Source organism: Nonomuraea sp. K271 (genome assembly GCF_009908215.1).
GTDB classification, from domain to species: domain Bacteria; phylum Actinomycetota; class Actinomycetes; order Streptosporangiales; family Streptosporangiaceae; genus Nonomuraea; species Nonomuraea longispora.
On the sequence record NZ_JAAAHR010000310.1, the window covers coordinates 1 to 4609 of the forward strand.

Below are 4609 nucleotides of genomic sequence, written 5' to 3' on the forward strand. Positions count from 1 at the left end.
ACCTCCACCCGAGCACGTCCGGCCACCAGGCGATGGCCGCCACCGTCGAGGCGGGTGCATCGATCAGGGGCGGGGCCACCTGACCTGTTCATGGCGAGGCGTTTCCGAACGGCGGGTTGGCTGCATGTCCGGGGTGACCGGAGCCAAGCTTGTAAGGGCGACGGCGCGTCGGAGGTTCGGAGGTGGACCGCCGTCCAGGGCGGTCAACGTCAGAGGTTCGGGAGGTGGATCGCCGGCGCCGGGCGGTGGATGCCCCGGGGGCGGTAGCCGAGGGCGCCTGACAGGCTCAGGTAGTCGGCGAGCAGCCAGACGATGGCCAGCCACATCTCCGTGCCCTGTAGGCCGGGTACGCGGGCCGCGCCGCTGCCGCCGGTGAGGGCGAAGCTGAGGCCCGCGCCGTCCTGCCAGCCGCCCAGCGCGCGGCGCAGGTGCCGCCGCGCCCACTCCTCGCCCTCCTCGCGCCGGTGCGCCGTCTGCCTGCCCGCCAGCCACAACGGGTGGATGACGTCGAGCACGTTGCAGGCGTTGCCGGTGTCCCCGTGGAAGTAGCGGGGGTCGCCGGCGTGGGCGAGCACGGTGTCGACGGCACGTTCCGGGTACGGCAGCGGCATCCCGAACTGCGCGTACGTCCCCCTCGTCAGCCGGTAGAAGCCGTTGACCACCATCAGCAGGCCGGAGCCGGGATCCGGCTCCCCCCACATGCCGTGGCCAGGCCGGCAGCGGGTGAGCAGCCAGCCGTACAGGGTCTCGAGGTCGCCGCGCAGGCCGAAACCGGCGAGGTTGCGGTAGAGGCCGGTGCCGATGGCGTCCACGACCGAACCCGACGTCCACGCCTCGCGGTCCCAGTCGAGGGCGTCGAGTGCGGCGGCCAGGTCCTTGCCGGTGAGGTCGTGGACGGCGTGGACGGGGTGCCGGAAGCCGGTGCCGAGCAGGTCGAGCGCGTAACCGGCGCAGAGCACGTGGTACGCCGTGACGCCCTCCAGCTCCGGCCCGCTCCCCGCCTCCGGCCGTTCCGGCGAGCCCGGGGCGCCGATCTCCGGAATCAGGCCCGTGGCGGGGTCCTGGCGGTCGCGCAGGAAGGCGACGATCTCCTCGCGCGCCGGCACCGGAGGCGGGCCGCCGAGGAGCAGGTCGGCGATCTCCACGGCGTCGCACCAGGCCCGTACGGTGGGCGGGGCGTCCGGGCGGTCGACGTACCGCTCGCCAGTCCAGCAGCGGGCGAGCACCGCCTCGGCCTGGTCGCGGGCGCGGCCGGCGAAGGCGGCGAGCAGCCCTTCCAGGTCGTTCGCCGGACGCGACCGGGTGCGGCGGTCGCGGATGGGGCGGGCCGGGTTGCCGGCGACCATGGCCCAGGCGGGCACGTCCTTGGTGACGACCGCGCCCGCCCCGACGACGGCGTGGTCGCCGATGGTGACGCCGTCCAGCACGACGACGTTGGAGCCGATCCACACGTCGTCGCCGACGGTGATGCCCTTCGAGCTGATCGGCTGGCGGAAGACGGGCCGGTCGGGCTCGACGCCGTGGTTGAAGCCGAGCAGGGACGTGTGCGCCCCCACGCGTACGGCGTCGCCGAGCACGACGCGCCCCCGCGCCACGGCGTACGGGTTGAGCGTGCAGTCGTCGCCCATGACGAGGGTGTCGGTGACGTAGGCGTGGGCGGCGATGTAGCTGTGGTCGCCCATGCGCAGACGGTCGGCGTGGACGGCGGCCAGCGGCGAGACGAAGACCTTCTCCGCGGCCTCGACGGCGATCCTGGCGCGCAGCCCGGTCAGGTGGCTCTCCTGGGCGCGGCGGTCCTCGTCGGTCGCGTGGTCCCAGTACAGCCACGGGCAGAAGTCGAACTTCGACGTCATCGGTTGCTCCTTGGAAGACATCACGTGCTCAGCGTCATCGACCAGGTGTAGCGGCGGACCGGCAGCCGGTACCGCTCGGGCAGCGCGGGACCGCAGGAGGCGCTGCCGAGGCCCTGCTGGCCGTGGTCCAGGTTGAGCCAGACGCGCCCCGAGTCGGCCAGGTCGTGCGGGCGGAGCGCGGCGGCCAGCGCCTGGCTGGTCCACCGGCGGGCGGTGAAGTCGAAGTGCGGCTCACCGTCCGCGCGCACCGTCGGCAGGCCGTCGCCCGACAGTTCGAGCCAGCGGGTCCCGACGTGGTTGCCGTTCTCCTGCGGGAAGACGTACGGGGTCTGCAGGTCGTCGATCGTACGGGCGAAGCGGCCGACGCGGGCGGCGGCCAGGCTGTCGGCGTACGACTCGCCGGGGCCCCGCCCGAACCACGCGACGTCGGTGTAGCCGCCGGGGAGCGCGAACCTGGCGCCCATGCGCGGCGGGGTGACGCTGAGGCCGCCGTAGGCGGTGTCGTGCCAGTCGCCGACGGGGTCGGCCTCGATCGTCAGGTGGAGCGCGCCGTCCTGCCATCGCCAGGTGTACGTGGTGCGGAAGCCCAGGATGCGGGTGGCCGGGCCGCTGCGGCCGCGTACGACGAGGGTGTGGTCGTCGGGGCGTTCGACGCTCGCGGTGCGGTGCAGGAAACGGTCGAGGCCGACGGTCTCCCAGTCGGCGGCGAGCGTGTTCCTGGGGCCCTGGCCGCGGTCGTTCTCGGTGGGGGCCCGCCACACGTCCAGCACCGGCCCGTCGAGCTCGGCGTCCCCCAGCCTGATCAGCCGCCCGGTCCTGGCGTCGAACGCCGCCCCGCCCAGGGCCACCTCCCCTGCCACGGGGGGAGGAACGCTCGCGGATCGGGCGGGTCGCGGGCGGCGGTGGGAGCCGGTGCCGAGGCGGGTCTGGGCCCAGGCGACGACGTGGCCTGCGGGCGCCCAGCGGGCGGGGGCGGCGAGCGAGGCCTCGACGGTGAGCCAGGTCTCGCCCTCCGCCGCGATCCCGACGGCGGGAAGGGGGACGCGCACCGTCTCGCGGGCCGGGCAGTGCGGCACGGGAAGCGCCCCGCCGTCGCGCGGCTCTCCGTCCACCTCCACCGACCAGCGGAAGTCCAGGTGAGCGAGGTCGATCAGGTCGTACTTGCCGGTGACGGCCACCTCGCCCGCGCCCGGGTCCACCGCGATCCCCACGGGCGCGATGGCCGCGCGCAGCTCGGCCAGGCCGGGCGAGGGCGTGCGGTCGGGGAACAGCAGCCCGTCCAGGCAGAACCGCCCGCCGTCGGGGGTGGCGCCGATGTCTCCGCCGTGCCGGTAGTACGTGCGACCGTGCTCGTCGGTCCCGCTCAGCCCGTGGTCGATCCACTCCCACACGAACGCGCCGCAGAACCGCTCGTACGACTCCAGGATCGCCTGGTAACCGGCCAGCGAGCCCGGCCCGTTCCCCATGGCGTGGGCGTATTCGCACAGCAGGAAAGGAAGCCCGCGCCGCCGCACGTCGTCGGGCGAGTCCACGGCCACCCCGTCCGGTGTCTCCTCCTTGCGCTGTCCGATCCGCTCCAGGTCGTCCAGCGACGGGTACATCGCGCTGTGGAAGTCGGAGTGGCGGTAGCCGGGGTCACGCTCGTAGTGCAGCGGCCGGGTGGGGTCACGCTCGCGGATCCAGCGTTCGATGTCGCCGAACGCCGCCCCGCTGCCGCTCTCGTTGCCGAGCGACCAGATGACGACGCTGGGGTGGTTCTTGTCGCGCTCGACCATCCGCCGGGCGCGGTCGAGCAGGGCGTCGCGCCACATCGGCTCGGCGGGAGGGTTGCCCTCCCAGCCGGCGTAGACGAAGCCGTGGGTCTCGATGTCGCACTCGTCGACGACCCACAGGCCGTACTCGTCGCACAACCGCAGGAACTCGGGGTGCGGCGGGTAGTGGGCGGTGCGGACGGCGTTGACGTTGTGGCGCTTCATCAGCTCGATGTCGCGGATCATGGTGGCGCGGTCGAGTGAGCGGCCGCGCACGGGGTCGTGCTCGTGCCGGTTGACGCCGCGGAAGAGCACCGGCCTGCCGTTGACGAGTAGCCGGCCGCCGGTGATCTCGACCGTCCTGAAGCCGACGGGCAGGTCGATCGTCTCGCCGGCGGCGCGCAAGGTGCCGCGGTAGAGGCGGGGGCTCTCGGCGCTCCACGGCTCGACGTGGGCGATCGTGATTTCCTCTCCCGTGGGTACGGCGACGCCGAGCTCGGGGATCTCGACCACGCCCGGGGCGTCGGCGTCGACGAGGAGCGTGCCGGAGCCGGTGGCGGCGTCGTAGGAGGCGAGGACGGTGAGGTCGTCGATGCCTCCTTCGGGCCTGGCCAGCAGTTCGACGTCGCGGAAGATGCCGGGCAGCCACCACATGTCCTGGTCCTCCAGGTAGCTGCCGGACGACCAGCGCTGCACGCGTACGGCGAGCACGTTGACGCCGGCCCGCACGAGCCCCGTGACGTCGAACTCGAACGGCAGCCGGCTGCCTTTGGAGTGGCCGAGCAGGTCGCCGTTGAGCCAGACCGTGCCGCAGGAGTCGACGCCCTGGAAGCGCAGCACGGTCCGGCCCGCGGGCCAGTCCCGGGGCAGGTCGAAGCGGAGCCGGTAGTCGCCGGTCGGGTTGTCGTCGGGCAGGTGGGGCGGGTCGATGGGGAACGGGTAGGCGGTGTTGGTGTAGAGGGGCACGTCGTCCCCTTCCAGCACGCAGTGCGACGGCAGTCGGGT

2 protein-coding genes are annotated in these 4609 nt (G+C 73.5%); both read right to left on the reverse strand.

Annotation, left to right across the window (positions count from 1 at the left end; genetic code table 11):
* Positions 1–209: 209 nt before the first annotated feature.
* Complete coding sequence (locus GUY59_RS51155) at positions 210–1853, reverse strand: acyltransferase (protein ID WP_289514401.1); 1644 nt, start codon at positions 1851–1853, stop codon at positions 210–212.
* A gap of 20 nt (positions 1854–1873) precedes the next feature.
* On the reverse strand, positions 1874–4609 hold a 2736-nt coding region (locus GUY59_RS46125), incomplete at its 5' end, for a glycoside hydrolase family 2 TIM barrel-domain containing protein (protein ID WP_161715100.1).

What these genes read in the sequence shown, in the direction of transcription:
- GUY59_RS51155 (WP_289514401.1), bottom strand. Translation starts at nt 1,853, where the DNA reads ATGACGTCGAAGTTCGACTTCTGCCCGTGGCTGTACTGGGACCACGCG.